The following is a 12506-nucleotide window of genomic DNA, read 5'->3' as shown; positions in this document are numbered from 1 at the left end:
TTCATGAAACTCGACCGCCGCGCCGGCCTCCTGGCCTGTATTGCACTCACGGCGACCTTCGGCGCATCCGCCGAAGCGACTTATCCGACCAGGCCGATCCGCGTGATCGTGCCCTTCGCGGCCGGCAGCACCACCGACATCATCGCCCGCGCGATCACCGACAAGATGAGCGCCAGCATGGGCCAGCCGGTGGTCATCGACAACCGCGGCGGCGCGAGCGGCACCATCGGCCAGCAGGCGGTGGCAGCGGCCGCACCCGACGGCTACACGATCATGATCCACTCGTCGTCGCACACGGTCAGCCCATCGACCTTCGCCAAGCTGCCCTTCGACACGGTCCACGACTTCACCGGCATCACGCCCATCTCGACGCTGCCGAATGCGCTGGTGATCTCGCCGTCGAAGAACATGAAGACGCTCAAGGAGCTTGTCGCCGCCGCCAGAGCCAAGCCGGGCACCATCAACTTCGCCTCCGCAGGTCAGGGCAGCGCCACGCACCTGAACGCGGAGAAGTTCAAGCTCGCCGCGAAGATCGACGCCACCAACATCCCGTTCAAGGGCTCGGCAGATGCGGTGACCGAAGTGCTCGCCGGCCGCGTCGACTACTACTTCTCCCCCATCGCACCGGTCATCGGCCAAATCCGGGAAGGCCAGCTGCTCGCACTCGCAGTGGGATCGCCCAAGCGCGCCGCGGCGCTGCCGGATGTGCCCACCACCGCGGAAGCCGGCGTGCCGGGCTCGGAGTTCAACTTCTGGATCGGAATGATGGCCCCGGCGAAAACGCCGCGCGAGATCGTCAACCGCCTGCACGACGAGGTGGCCAAGGCGCTCGCGACGCCCGAGGTCAAGGAACGCTTCCTGAAGCTCGGCGCGGACGCCTGGACGCTCAAGCCCGAACAGTTCGACGCCTACATCAAAGACGAGATCGCCACCAACGCAACCCTGGTGAAGGCCGCCGGCCTTTCGCCTGCCCCTTGAAGGAGAGAAGACCATGGCACAACAACGACTCGGAATCATCATGCACGGCGTCACCGGACGCATGGGCATGAATCAGCACCTGATCCGCTCGATCTGCGCGATCCGCGCGCAAGGCGGCGTGACGCTTTCCACCGGTGACAAGGTCATGCCCGATCCGATCCTGATCGGCCGCAACGCCGAGAAGATCGAGGCGCTCGCCAAGGCACACGGCATCGCGCGCTGGGGCACCGATCTCGACCTCGCATTGGAGAACAGGGACGACACCATCTTCTTCGACGCCGGCACCACGCAGATGCGCCCGCAGCTGCTCGCCAAGGCCATCCGCGCCGGCAAACACGTCTACTGCGAAAAGCCGATCGCCACGAACCTCAACGAGGCTGTCGAGATCGCCCGGCTCGCGCAAGGCTCGGGTCTCAAGCATGGCGCGGTGCAGGACAAACTCTTCCTGCCCGGCCTGCGCAAACTCGACATGCTGCGCCGCGCGGGCTTCTTCGGACGCATGCTCTCGGTGCGGCTCGAGTTCGGCTATTGGGTCTTCGAGGGCGACCTGCAGCCCATCCAGCGCCCCTCGTGGAACTACCGCAAGGAAGACGGCGGCGGAATGATCCTGGACATGATGTGCCACTGGCGCTATGTGCTGGACAACCTGTTCGGCGAGGTGAAGTCGGTCTCGTGCCTCGGCACCACGCACATCCCGCGCCGCTGGGACGAGGCCGGCCAGCCCTATGAAGCCACCGCCGACGACGCCGCCTACGCGACCTGCGAACTCACCGGCCACAACGGCGAGCCGGTGATCGCGCAGATCAACATGAGCTGGGTCACGCGCGTGCGCCGCGACGACCTCGTGACCTTCCACGTGGACGGCACCGATGGATCGGCGGTCGCCGGCCTGTCCTCGTGCCGCGCGCAATCGCGGGTCGCCACGCCGCGCCCGGTCTGGAACCCGGACGAGAAGCAGACGATGAACTTCTTCGACCAGTGGCAGGAGATACCGGACTCGCAGGTCTACGACAACGGCTTCAAGATCCAGTGGGAGCACTTCATCCGCCACGTGGTCGAGAACGCACCGTACAAGTGGACGCTGCCTGAAGGCGCCAAGGGCGTGCAGCTTGTCGAGGCCGCGCTCGAAAGTTGGCAGGACCGTCGCTGGATCGACGTGCCCGAACTCAATATCTGACAAGGCACGCCATGCCCCTCTCGCTCACTCTCCCCACCACAGCCGGCACGCTCGTGCCTTACGCGCTCGAGGGCAGCACGCCGGTCAAGCCGCCAGCCGGCGTCAAGTTCGACCGCATCGCCTATTCGGCCGCGCACGTGGTCTCCGACCCCCGGGCCCCGATCGATCCATGGCTGCAATGCGCAGTCGACTGGGACGCCACCATCGCCTACCGCCGCCGCCTGTGGTCGCTCGGCCTCGGCGTGGCCGAGGCGATGGACACCGCACAGCGCGGCATGGGCCTGGACTGGCCGACCTCGCTCGAACTCATCCGCCGCTCGCTCGATGCCGCGAGGGATGTGCCCGGCGCGCTGGTCGCATCCGGTTGCGGCACCGACCATCTGGACATCGACAAGGTGAAGAGCGTCGATGACGTGATCCGAGGCTACGAAGAACAGATGGCCGCGATCGAGGCGCTCGGCGGCAAGCTCATCGTGATGGCCAGTCGCGCGCTCGCCCGCGTCGCCAAGGGCCCCGCAGACTACGAGCGCGTGTACGACCGCATCCTGAGCCAGGCGAAGCAGCCGGTGATCCTGCATTGGCTCGGCGACATGTTCGACCCCGCGCTCGCCGGCTACTGGGGCACCTCCGACATCGACCGCGCGATGAACACCGCGCTCGGCATCATCGGCGCGCATCCGCACAAGGTGGACGGCATCAAGATATCGCTGCTCGACAAGGACAAGGAAATCGCGATGCGCCGTCGCCTGCCTCCCGGCGTGCGCATGTACACCGGCGACGACTTCAACTACGCCGAACTGATCGCGGGCGACGGCCACGGTAGCGAGCCGACGCACGGCAAGAGCGATGCGCTGCTCGGCATCTTCGACGCGATCGCGCCAGCCGCGAGCGCGGCGCTGGGCGAACTGGCTGCCGGCCATCTCGACAAGTTCCACGCGATCCTCGGACCGACGGTGCCGCTGTCGCGCCACATCTTTGTGGCGCCGACGCGCTTCTACAAGACCGGCGTGGTGTTCATGGCCTGGCTCAACGGCCACCAGAGCCATTTCACGATGGTGGGCGGCCAGCAGAGCACGCGCTCGCTGGCGCATCTGGCGGAACTCTTCCGGCTTGCGGATGCGGCGAACCTGCTGGAGCAGCCCGAACTCGCAGTCAAGCGCATGAAGACGCTACTCGCGCTGCACGGCGTCGAAGGCTGAATCCATGAACCCCCACGCTCATCACTTCGTGTATCGCTGCCCCCCAAGGGGGCGCTCAGTGCCCTTCGGGCGGCCGGGCGGGCAATGATCATGCGCGACTTCTCGAAAGGCCACGAGTGGCTGTCGATCAACACCGCCACGATCCGCAAGCAGCACGGCGCGGAAGTGCCCCTGGACCGCATCATCGACCAGTGCGCCGAACGCGGCATCCGCGCGATCAGCCCGTGGCGCGATCAGGTCGCGGCAGTGGGCATCGACAAGATTGCCAGGCAACTGAAGGCCCACGGTATCGGGCTGTCGGGCTACTGCCGCGGCGGCTTCTTCCCTGCGCCCGATGCGGCCGGACTGCAAGCCGCGCTCGACGACAACCGGCGCGCGATCGACGAGGCGAAGCTGCTGGGCGCCCCGTGCCTCGTGCTGGTCGTCGGCGCACTGCCGGGCGCGCTGGACGGCAAGGCGCTCTACAAGGACATCGGCCGTGCGCGCGGCGAGGTCCGCGATGGCATCGCGGCCTCGTTGGAATACGCCGGGCAGGTCGGCCTGCCGCTGGCCATCGAGCCGCTGCATCCGATGCAGGCGGCCGACCGCGCCTGCATCAACACGCTCGAACACGCGCTGGACCTGTGCGACGAACTCGATCCATCTCGGTCAGGCATGCTCGGTGTCGCGCTCGACATCTACCACGTGTGGTGGGACCCGAAGCTGCAACAGCAGATCGCACGCGCCGGCAAGGAGCGCCTCTTGGCGTATCACGTCTGCGACTGGCTCACGCCCACGCGAGACCTGCTCTCCGATCGCGGGATGATGGGCGACGGGGTGGTCGAGCTGAAGAAGGTGCGTGGCTGGGTCGAGGGCGCGGGCTTCGCCGGCTTCAGCGAAGTCGAGATCTTCTCGGTCTTCGACTGGTGGAAGCGTGCAGGAGAGGAGACGCTGGACATTTGCATCGAGCGCCATCGCACCGTCGTTTGAGCAGCGTCATCGATGATGCGTTCGCACGGCCGCGTCGCGGATCCGGGCCAGGAGACGGCGCCGGATCAAGGCGCTGACTGGACGGATCAGCCACCAGTACGGCGCGAACCGACGCATCGCGCTGCCGTCGATGCAGTGCACGCGGGTTTCAGTCACGAGCCGCGTGCGTCCATCCGCCAGTGGCTCCGTGCTGAGGTTCAGCACGAGCTTGGCCAGACCCGGCTCGGAAAAGCCCGCGAATTCCAGCTTCGGGTGGGCCAGCGCAACCAGACCATAGTCGCGCTGCCAGAAGCGCCCCACCAGTCCGAAGGCGATCTCGCGATCGGCGTCGCGTCCGAGGATCATGAAGTCATCGATGCCGAAGCCGGGGCGCCCGGCCAGGCTGCTGCGCGCACGGAGCCATCGATCCGGCGCCTCGCGCAGACGAATGAAGATCCGCGCCCAAGGGTCTTCCGTCACCCGCGGAAGAAATACGGCATTCAGCAACGCCGCGGGCGTCGCCTTGGCGATCAACTCGTGCCGCTCGCGGAACTGAAAGACTGGCAGGAATTCATCGATCAATTTCATCTTTGGTTCGGCGTCCTTCATTGAGCAGCATCCCGGCAGGGCCGACATCCCCATTCGATCCCGATCGCCCGACACTATGCTGCAATTGTCCGCATGCCCAACCCCACACTGGATGCCCTGCGCCGCTACGCGGTCGCACGCACCCTCTTCACGCCGACCACTTTGCCGGCCGCGATCCGGCGGTTGGGTTTCGTACAGGCCGACCCGATCCGCGCCCCTGCGCGGGCGCAGGACCTGACGCTGCGCCATCGCGTCAAGGACTATCGCGCCGGCGATCTGGAAAGCCGCTATACGCGGCTCGCGGTCGAGGAGGACTGCCTCGTCAACTACGGCTTCCTGCCAAGGGAGCATCTGGCCCTTATGCATCCGCGCGAAGCCGTGCGCGCGTGGGACGCCGAAATGCAGCGCAAGGCGGAAGAAGTCCTGGCCTTCGTGCGCGAGCGCGGATCGGTGCATCCGCGCGAGGTCGATGCGCATTTTGCGCACGGCCGCATGAAGAACTATTGGGGCGGATCGGGCAATGCCAGCACGCATCTGCTCGACGGCATGCACTACCGGGGCCTGCTGCGCGTGAAGCGCCGCGAGAGCGGCACGCGCATCTACGAGGCCGTGACGCATCCCCCAGTCGACGACAGCCCCGCCGAGCGCGCGCGGCGCGCCGCCGCGCTGGTCGATCTGGTGGTGCGCAAGTACGCGCCGTTGCCCGCTGCGAGCCTGACCTACCTGATCCGCCTGCTCGGCTACGGCGCACCGCACCTCGCCGCGCAGACGCAGGCCGCGTTGCGGATGGCGCGTGAAGAACTCGCGAGTTGCCGCATCGACGGCACGACCTGGTACTGGCCGGCGGACGAAAGCCCGGCATCGCGCCGCCATGCGCCCGACGATTCGCTGCGCCTGCTCGCGCCTTTCGACCCGGTGGTGTGGGACCGCCGCCGCTTCGAGCTGCTGTGGGGCTGGACGTACAAGTTCGAGGCCTACACGCCCGCGCCGAAGCGGCAGTTCGGTTACTACGCACTGCCGATGCTGTGGCATGACCGCGTGATCGGCTGGGCGAATGTCACGACGCGAGATGGCCGGCTCCAACCTGTATTGGGCTACGTGGACCGGGCACCCGCAGGCGCCGCCTTCCGCGCGGCGCTCGACGACGAGTTGCATCGCTTGAACGAGTTTCTCGCCCCCCGCTGATCCAGGTCGTCCGCGGCGAGTGCGGGGTCTTGCCTCCTGCGTGACAGCGCCGCCCGCGCCACTTCCCTAGAATCGCCGATGCTCCGGCCCAGGCCGGAGCAAGCGTTCTCAGGGCGGGGCGAAATTCCCCACCGGCGGTGATGGCGGCGAAAGCCGCACGAGCCCGCGAGCGCCCGCAGCGCGCAATGCGTTGCGGGGTCAGCAGACCCGGTGCGATTCCGGGGCCGACGGTCACAGTCCGGATGAAAGAGAGCGCGATGCCGTTGCCGGTGGGCGCGTTCGCGTGCGTTCCGGCGCCGGCTTCGTGCGCCCTGATTCAGGCAAACCCTTCAAAGGCAAACCATGAGTCAGATCAACGACCTTCCCCTCTCCGCCGTCGCAGCATCCGAAGCACCGCGCGGCCGCCGCGTCGCCTTCGTCCAGGCGCAATGGCATTCGGACATCGTCCATCAGGCGCGCGACGCCTTCCTCGCGGAAATGAAGCGGCAAGGCGTGCCGCTGGACACCATCGACGTCTTCGACGTGCCCGGCGCATTCGAGATTCCGCTGCACGCCAAGCGGCTCGCCCTGTCGGGCCGCTATGCGGCGATCGTCGGCGCGGCACTGGTGGTCGACGGCGGGATCTACCGCCATGAATTCGTCGCCAACACGGTGGTCAATGCGCTCATGACGGTGCAGCTCGAAACCAATGTGCCGGTGCTGTCGGCCGTGCTCACGCCGCACCACTTCCACGAGCATGTGGAGCATCGCAAGTACTTCCACCGCCACTTCGCGGTGAAGGGCACCGAGGCGGCCGAAGCCTGCGTGAAGACGATCGAAGGCCTGCGGCGGCTGGACGCGATCCTCACCGCCTGAGCGGTCTTCGTCGTTCCCGCCCACGGGTGTAGGCTGTGGCGATGAACGACCACGCCAAGCGCTACGTCCTTTATGGCGCGCCCGGTTCGGGCGCGACGCCGGTGCATGCCGCCCTGACGCTGATCGGCATCCCGATCGAGACGGTGGACGTCGCGCCGTGGAAAGGCGAAGCAGAGCGCGACAAGCTCGCGCACGTCAATCCGATGCGGCAGGCGCCCGTGCTGGTGCTGCCGTCGGGCGAAGTCATCACGGAGAGCGCGGCGATCCTGATGTGGCTTGCCGAGCGGCATCCGGAAGCGGCGCTCGCTCCGCCCGCGGATCATCCTTTGCGCGCGCAGTACCTCCGGTGGATGGCGTATGTGCCTTCTTCCATCTATTCGATGTACTGGGTGCGCGACGAACCTTCGCGGCTCGCGGCCGATGCGGAGTCGGAGAAGGTGATCCTCGAACGCACGCGCGAACGCATCGCCGAATGCTGGCGGATGATGGACGCGCAGGTGCCGCGCGGCACGCCCTATCTGCTGGGCGCCAAGCTGGGCGTGCTGGACCTCTACGTAGCAGTGGTCTCGCGCTGGACGCCCGGGCGTCACCGCTTCTATCGCGAAGCCCCGCGCATGGCCGAGGTGGTCCGGCGCGTCGATGCCGAGCCGCGCCTGGCCGACTTCTGGGCGGCGCGGTTTCCGTTCACTCCGGGATGGGAAGGCCCCGAGACTGCCTGAGCACGGGGGACAATCGCCGGATGGCAAACGAAACCTCCTCCGTCACGATCTTCCACAACCCCGCGTGCGGCACGTCGCGCAACACGCTCGCGCTCATCCGCGAACACGGCATCGAGCCGCAAGTGGTCGAATACCTCAAGACGCCGCCGACCAAGGCCAAACTGAAATCGCTCGTCAAGGCGATGGGCGTCCCGGTGCGCGACGTGCTGCGCCAGAAGGGCACGCCCTACGACGAACTCGGCCTTGGCGATCCGAAGTGGACCGACGACCAGTTGCTCGATTTCATCGAGGAGCACCCCATTCTGATGAACCGTCCGATCGTCGAGACACCTCTGGGCACTCGCTTGTGCCGGCCGATGGATCGGGTGCTCGAGATCCTGCCGAAAAAGCAATCTCACCGCGCCAGCAGCACCGGCACCGATGACGCCAGAAGCGCGATGCCGGAAGCCGTCAGCAGGCCGAGCACGATCTTGCGAAACGCCTCGTGGCTGATGCCGACGTAGAGCCGGGCACCAACCAGCACGGGCACCAGCACCGCCAGCGCAACGAGGCCGAGCATCGGCAACATGCTGAGACTTACCAGCCCCGAGCTCACATACAGCGAAAACGCGACCGCGAGCATCGAGAGGTTGAAGTTCTGGATCACTTCGCGCTGCACGTCCTTCTCGAATCCGCGCAAGGTGCACCAGAGCGTAGGGATCGGCCCGGTGAAGCCGCCGATGCCGCCGCAGATGCCACCGAGCCATCCGGCGATCGCATCGGCCGCACGTCCGCCCGCCGTGACGCGTGGCAGGTTGCGCGCCATCAGCATGGTCGGGCACCAGATCAGCAGCAAGCCGCCGAGGCAGGCCTTGAAGATCGGCACGTCAAGGCGCGGCAACAGCCAGACGCCGACCGGCAGGCCGACCAGCCCACCGATGACAAAGGGCGCTAGCAGCGCCTTGTCGAACCGGCGCCGTGCGGTGAACGCCGCGATGACCTGTCCGGTGAGTGCGCCGAAGGTGGACAGCACCGCCGCCAGTTTCGGATCGACTGTCCAGGCCCAGAAAGACATCGCAACCAGCCCGAACGCGAAGCCGGAGAGCCCCTGCACGAAGCCGGCGACGATCGCCCCGAGCGCGACGATCAGGTAGAGCGAGACGGTCAAGCCGGCTTCAGGCGGAAGCCGGGACCAGCGATTCGCGGCGGGCGCGGCGCACGTTGAATGCGCTCACGATCAACACGCCCTGCACCACGGCGAGGCCGACCAGCACGCTCGTGTACTGGCCGTGGTCCATGAGCCGGCCGAAGATCAGCGGCGCGATCGCCTGGCCGATATCGAGCCCCGCGTAGACCACGCCGTAAACGCGCCCCGATGCATTGGCCGGCGTCGAGCGCTTGACCAGCAGGTCGCGAGAAGGGCCCGCGATGCCGGCCGCGAAGCCCATGGCGCCGAACATCACCGGCACCAGCACCGGCATGAAGTTCGCCAGCGCCAGGATCAGCGCGATGGCTGCCGCGACGCCGAAGCCGGCACCGACGATGCGCTCGCAGCGCGACGGGTCCGAGGCGAGGAAGCCGCCGACCACCATCCCGGCGGCGCTCGCCACCATGTAGACGGTCAGGCAGATCGCGATCAGCGTCACGGGAACCGCATGCAGCCGGCCGGCGGCGGCCGGCGCGAAGGTCTGCACCACGCTCAGCGCCATCGCATAGAAGAAGAAAAATCCGAAGCACATCCATACGGCCGGGATCTTGAGGAAGGCGAACTCGCTCCCCGCTGCCGCGTCGGTGCCGGTGGCCTTGCGCACCGCAGCGCTGTCGAGCGACAGCACCTCGCGGTTGAGCCACAGGATCAGCAGCACGACCACCGCGACCGCGCCGGCACCCGCCAGCGCAACCCGCCACGAGAAGGCCATGGCCAGGGGCACCACGAAAGCCGGCGCCAGCGCCCAGCCCAGACTGCCGGTGATGCCGTGCACGCTGTAGGCGTGGCCGAGCCGGGTCGGCGCGACCTTGCGGTTGAACAGCGTGTAGTCGACCGGATGGAACACACCGTTGCCGATGCCCGCAGCCACGGCGCAGACGAGCAGCATCCAGTAGCTCTGCGCCGCCGCGTAGCCGAAACCCGCCAGACCGAGCATCGAGAGGCCGACGAACAGCACCGGACGCGGCCCGAGCTTGTCGACGATGAACCCGGATGCCGCCTGCACCATGCACGAGACCACGAAGAACACCGTCAGCACCGCGCCCAGCTCGGTGTAGCTCACGTTGAAGGCGTCCTTCAGCCACGGGAACAGCGGCGGCAGGATGAGCTGGCTGAAATGGCTGACGGCGTGGGCCAAACCGACGAGACCGATCAGTTTGGCGTCGGCGCCCAGCGTGGGCGTGCCGGCGGTGGCGGTGTTGGAAGACATGGATTGCTACAAGAATCTCGGTTGGGCATCGATCCTAAGCCGCGCGGCGGCGGCAGAATGGCGATACAGAGACAACATTTGTCGAAACCATGCCGTCCACAGCCGCCCAATCCATGGCGCCCGTCGACACGCCCGCCCGGCGCGCCACGCCGCCCTATCCCGCGCCGACCAACAGCGTGGGGCCCCTCACACCACACCTCTACGCCCCTGACGCGCTGCGGCCTCTGCGGGCCAAGGAACACTTCCTGAAAGCGGACACGTTGGTCGAGTTGCACACGCATCCCTGGCCGCAGCTCACTTTTTCGACGCGCGGCGTGATCCGCCTGAGCACCGAGGACGGCAGCTACATCGTGCCGCCCTCGCGCGCGCTCTGGGTGCCCGCGAACATGTCCCACAGCATCACGCTGATCGAGGACGCCGAGCTGCGGACCGTCTACCTGCACAGCTGGCTGGGGCCCCAATGGGAAAAGTGCGAGGTGCTGGAAATCAGCCCCCTGCTGCGCGCACTCATGCTCGCGCTCGACACCACGCCCGACGGCTTGCCGCCCGCCGATCCGCACGCGGCGCAGCGCGAGCGCTGGATCGCGCCGCTGCTGGTCGACGAGCTGGAGCGCGCGACCCAGATCCGCATCGACGTGCCGCTGCCCGCCGACAAGCGCCTGCGCCAGTTGTGCGAGGCGCTGCTGCGCAACCCGGCCGGCCGCGCCACGCTGGCGCAGCGCGCCGAGTCGATCGGTGCCAGCGAGCGCACGGTGGCACGGCTGTTCCGCGACCAGCTCGGCATGAGCTGGCAACAGTGGCGGCAGCAGGCCGTGCTCGCGCATGCGCTGCCGCTGCTGGCGCGCGGAATGGCGGTGAGCCAGGTCGCATCGGCCAGCGGCTACGCCACCGACAGCGCCTTCTGCGCGATGTTCAAGGCGGCGACCGGCAAGTCGCCGACCGCCTTCCAGCACAAGCGGCGCGCGGCGAACGACGTCAACCCAGCAAGCGCAGCAGCTTGAGCATGCGCTGCAGGCGCGCGCCGTACGGCGGATAGAGCATCGGGCCCAGCGCCCAGCGCGACTGCACCAGCACCGGCTTCTGCTGCGTGAAGCGCAGGAAGCCGGTCTCCCCGTGATAGGCGCCCCAGCCGCTCTCGCCGACGCCGCCGAACGGCAGCCCCTCGTGCGCGATGTGCATCAGCGTGTCGTTGACGGTGACCGCGCCGCTCACCGTCTGCGCGAGCACGCGGTCGCGCGCGGCGGTGTCGGTGCCGAACCAGTAGAGGGCGAGCGGGCGCGGGCGCGCGTTGATGTACGCGACGGCCTGCGCGCTGTCGTCGTACGGCAGAACCGGCAGGATCGGGCCGAAGATTTCCTCTTCGAGCAAGCTCAGTCCCGGTTGCGCGCCCAGGACCAGCGCGGGTCCGAACTGGCGGCTTCCGGGCGCGGCCTCGCCCGACCGCTCGATGCGCGCGCCCTGTGCCCGCGCCTCGTCCAGCAGCCGGTGCAGCCGAGCGAGATGACGCTCGCCGATGATTCCCGCGTAGTCCGGATTGCCGTCGATACGCGGAAACAGCCGCGCGACCGCGCGTCGCCAGGCCTCCGCAAAGGCGTCCTCGCGCCCGCTCGGCAGCAGCACGTAGTCGGGCGCGATGCAGGTCTGGCCCGCATTGAGCAGCTTGCCGTGTGCGATGCGCAACGCCGCTTCCTCGAGGTCGGCCGACGCATCGACGATGCACGGCGACTTGCCGCCCAGCTCCAGCGTAGTCGGCGTGAGATTGGCCGCTGCCGCCTGCGCCACCTTGCGGCCGACGGCGGTGGATCCGGTGAAGAACAGATGGTCGAACGGCAGGGCCGCGAATCGCGAAGCCACATCGGCATCGCCCTGCACGACCGCGAACTCGTCCTCGCCGAAGGTCCTGGCGACCAGCTCGGCCAAGAGGGCAGAGGTGCGCGGCGTGAGTTCGCTCGGCTTGAGCAGCACCCGATTGCCCGCCGCCAGCGCCGTGGCCGCCGGGCCGAGCGAGAGCTGCAGCGGGTAGTTCCACGGCGAAATGACGCCCACGACACCGAGCGGCTGTCGCTGCACCCACCCGCGCGCCGGCCGCAGGTAGATCGGCGTTCGAACCCGCACCGGCCGGCTCCAGCGCTTCGCATTCCGCAGCAGCTGCGAGAGCAGGCTGCGCAGCACGATCAGGTCGGCCACTTCGGTGAGCGCCGGCGAGCGGACACCGAAGTCCGCCTCCACCGCCGCAGCGATCGCGGCACCGTGCTCATCCAGCAGGCGCTCGACGCGTCGCACCCGGTCGAGGCGCGTGGCGATCGGCACGTCGGGCGTCTCACGGCTCGCACGGCGCTGGCGATCGAAAAGGGATTGCAGGTCGGTCATGCCCGCAATCTAGCCGCTATCCGAGCCGCAAAGGCTGAGTGCCGGGTCGTCCGCGTACGTATCATCGGCGGGTGCCTTTCCCAACCTTCTG

The 12506-nt window shown here is 67.8% G+C and carries 13 protein-coding genes and 1 riboswitch; of the genes, 9 read left to right on the top strand and 4 right to left on the bottom strand.

The features are described from left to right. Positions 1-3: 3 nt before the first annotated feature. From WKW77_RS09905 to WKW77_RS09890, 4 genes are all read left to right on the top strand, one after another. A complete protein-coding gene (locus tag WKW77_RS09905) occupies positions 4-978 on the top strand; it encodes a tripartite tricarboxylate transporter substrate binding protein (RefSeq protein WP_340356668.1) in 975 nt (324 codons plus the stop codon). A gap of 13 nt (positions 979-991) precedes the next feature. Continuing rightward, complete coding sequence (locus WKW77_RS09900; RefSeq protein ID WP_340356667.1) at positions 992-2155, top strand: Gfo/Idh/MocA family protein; 1164 nt, start codon at positions 992-994, stop codon at positions 2153-2155. 11 nt (positions 2156-2166) lie between these two features. Beyond that, positions 2167-3354, top strand: a complete 1188-nt coding sequence (locus WKW77_RS09895) for a dihydrodipicolinate synthase family protein (RefSeq protein ID WP_340356666.1) — start codon at positions 2167-2169, stop codon at positions 3352-3354. Positions 3355-3444: 90 nt separating this feature from the next. Beyond that, positions 3445-4323, top strand: coding sequence for a sugar phosphate isomerase/epimerase family protein (locus WKW77_RS09890; RefSeq protein ID WP_340356665.1), 879 nt, complete (start codon positions 3445-3447; stop codon positions 4321-4323). A 6-nt stretch (positions 4324-4329) separates the two neighbouring features. Here WKW77_RS09890 and WKW77_RS09885 read toward each other — a convergent pair whose 3' ends face one another. Continuing rightward, positions 4330-4911, bottom strand: a complete 582-nt coding sequence (locus tag WKW77_RS09885) for a hypothetical protein (RefSeq protein ID WP_340356664.1) — start codon at positions 4909-4911, stop codon at positions 4330-4332. Positions 4912-4983: 72 nt separating this feature from the next. Between WKW77_RS09885 and WKW77_RS09880 the strand changes: the two genes are divergently transcribed. The 4 genes from WKW77_RS09880 (at position 4984) to arsC (ending at position 8152) form a co-directional block, all read left to right on the top strand. After that, the gene (locus WKW77_RS09880) at positions 4984-6075 is read left to right on the top strand and encodes a DNA glycosylase AlkZ-like family protein (RefSeq protein ID WP_340356663.1); all 1092 of its coding nucleotides are present in this window, start codon (positions 4984-4986) and stop codon (positions 6073-6075) included. 100 nt (positions 6076-6175) lie between these two features. Then, a riboswitch (FMN riboswitch) is annotated at positions 6176-6333 on the top strand. 84 nt (positions 6334-6417) lie between these two features. Beyond that, positions 6418-6930: a 6,7-dimethyl-8-ribityllumazine synthase gene (locus tag WKW77_RS09875; protein WP_340356662.1), complete on the top strand. Its 513-nt coding sequence runs from the start codon at positions 6418-6420 to the stop codon at positions 6928-6930. 41 nt (positions 6931-6971) lie between these two features. Continuing rightward, the gene (locus WKW77_RS09870) at positions 6972-7649 is read left to right on the top strand and encodes a glutathione S-transferase family protein (RefSeq protein WP_340356661.1); all 678 of its coding nucleotides are present in this window, start codon (positions 6972-6974) and stop codon (positions 7647-7649) included. A 20-nt stretch (positions 7650-7669) separates the two neighbouring features. After that, entirely contained in the window at positions 7670-8152 is a 483-nt protein-coding gene (arsC, locus tag WKW77_RS09865; protein ID WP_340356660.1) for an arsenate reductase (glutaredoxin), read from the top strand. On the opposite strand, the gene WKW77_RS09860 is transcribed toward arsC, so the two are convergent. Both WKW77_RS09860 and WKW77_RS09855 read right to left on the bottom strand, forming a co-directional pair. Next, the gene (locus WKW77_RS09860) at positions 8044-8796 is read right to left on the bottom strand and encodes a sulfite exporter TauE/SafE family protein (protein ID WP_340356659.1); all 753 of its coding nucleotides are present in this window, start codon (positions 8794-8796) and stop codon (positions 8044-8046) included. The genes arsC and WKW77_RS09860 overlap by 109 nt on opposite strands. A gap of 7 nt (positions 8797-8803) precedes the next feature. Continuing rightward, complete coding sequence (locus WKW77_RS09855) at positions 8804-10045, bottom strand: MFS transporter (RefSeq protein WP_340356658.1); 1242 nt, start codon at positions 10043-10045, stop codon at positions 8804-8806. A gap of 113 nt (positions 10046-10158) precedes the next feature. Here WKW77_RS09855 and WKW77_RS09850 point away from each other — a divergent pair, with 113 nt between their 5' ends. Then, positions 10159-11046 (top strand): AraC family transcriptional regulator, encoded by an 888-nt coding sequence (locus WKW77_RS09850; protein ID WP_340356657.1) that lies wholly within the window; start codon positions 10159-10161, stop codon positions 11044-11046. Here the strand turns inward: WKW77_RS09850 and WKW77_RS09845 are convergent. Beyond that, a complete protein-coding gene (locus tag WKW77_RS09845; protein ID WP_340356656.1) occupies positions 11021-12415 on the bottom strand; it encodes a coniferyl aldehyde dehydrogenase in 1395 nt (464 codons plus the stop codon). The two genes, WKW77_RS09850 and WKW77_RS09845, sit on opposite strands and share 26 nt — an antisense overlap. Positions 12416-12506: the final 91 nt, after the last annotated feature.

The sequence above is a fragment of the Variovorax ureilyticus genome, from assembly GCF_037889935.1.
Taxonomy (GTDB): domain Bacteria; phylum Pseudomonadota; class Gammaproteobacteria; order Burkholderiales; family Burkholderiaceae_C; genus Variovorax; species Variovorax ureilyticus.
The sequence above is the reverse complement of the archived record's forward strand: the minus strand, read 5'-3'. Positions and strand labels throughout refer to the sequence as shown.

Bases quoted from the DNA above. Each gene is read 5' to 3' on its own strand.
- WKW77_RS09875 (WP_340356662.1), top strand. From the start codon at position 6,418: ATGAGTCAGATCAACGACCTTCCCCTCTCCGCCGTCGCAGCATCCGAA.
- WKW77_RS09905 (WP_340356668.1), top strand. From the start codon at position 4: ATGAAACTCGACCGCCGCGCCGGCCTCCTGGCCTGTATTGCACTCACG.
- WKW77_RS09885 (WP_340356664.1), bottom strand. From the start codon at position 4,911: ATGAAGGACGCCGAACCAAAGATGAAATTGATCGATGAATTCCTGCCA.
- WKW77_RS09855 (WP_340356658.1), bottom strand. From the start codon at position 10,045: ATGTCTTCCAACACCGCCACCGCCGGCACGCCCACGCTGGGCGCCGAC.
- WKW77_RS09870 (WP_340356661.1), top strand. From the start codon at position 6,972: ATGAACGACCACGCCAAGCGCTACGTCCTTTATGGCGCGCCCGGTTCG.
- WKW77_RS09850 (WP_340356657.1), top strand. From the start codon at position 10,159: ATGGCGCCCGTCGACACGCCCGCCCGGCGCGCCACGCCGCCCTATCCC.
- WKW77_RS09880 (WP_340356663.1), top strand. From the start codon at position 4,984: ATGCCCAACCCCACACTGGATGCCCTGCGCCGCTACGCGGTCGCACGC.
- WKW77_RS09845 (WP_340356656.1), bottom strand. From the start codon at position 12,415: ATGACCGACCTGCAATCCCTTTTCGATCGCCAGCGCCGTGCGAGCCGT.
- WKW77_RS09895 (WP_340356666.1), top strand. From the start codon at position 2,167: ATGCCCCTCTCGCTCACTCTCCCCACCACAGCCGGCACGCTCGTGCCT.
- WKW77_RS09900 (WP_340356667.1), top strand. From the start codon at position 992: ATGGCACAACAACGACTCGGAATCATCATGCACGGCGTCACCGGACGC.
- arsC (WP_340356660.1), top strand. From the start codon at position 7,670: ATGGCAAACGAAACCTCCTCCGTCACGATCTTCCACAACCCCGCGTGC.
- WKW77_RS09890 (WP_340356665.1), top strand. From the start codon at position 3,445: ATGCGCGACTTCTCGAAAGGCCACGAGTGGCTGTCGATCAACACCGCC.